1 protein-coding gene is annotated in these 275 nt (G+C 43.6%); it reads right to left on the reverse strand.

Going from position 1 to position 275, the window contains the following annotated elements; all coding sequences use genetic code 11:
- On the reverse strand, window positions 1–275 hold a 275-nt coding region (locus AAEZ00_RS21155), incomplete at both ends, for an MATE family efflux transporter (protein ID WP_351089858.1).

Here is a 275-nt window from a genome sequence, read left to right on the forward strand (position 1 = left end):
AGCTAACATTGCCCAAAAGACTAATGCAGTTGCAACACCACAACCAGCACCACCCATAGCAGGAATACCAAAACCACCATAAATAAACACGTAATTAGCGGGTATATTGACCGCTAACCCAATGAAGCCTATCACCATTGTCGGCATGGTATAAGAAATCCCCTCACTGCAACCGCGTAATACTTGATACAACACGAAGGCTGGGGCGCCCCACAAAATGGCATCTATGTAACCTACTGTTAATAAATGCAGTTTTGGCTCTAAATGCATAAAGT

This window comes from Shewanella sp. S1-49-MNA-CIBAN-0167 (assembly GCF_040310145.1).
GTDB classification, from domain to species: Bacteria; Pseudomonadota; Gammaproteobacteria; order Enterobacterales; family Shewanellaceae; genus Shewanella; species Shewanella psychromarinicola.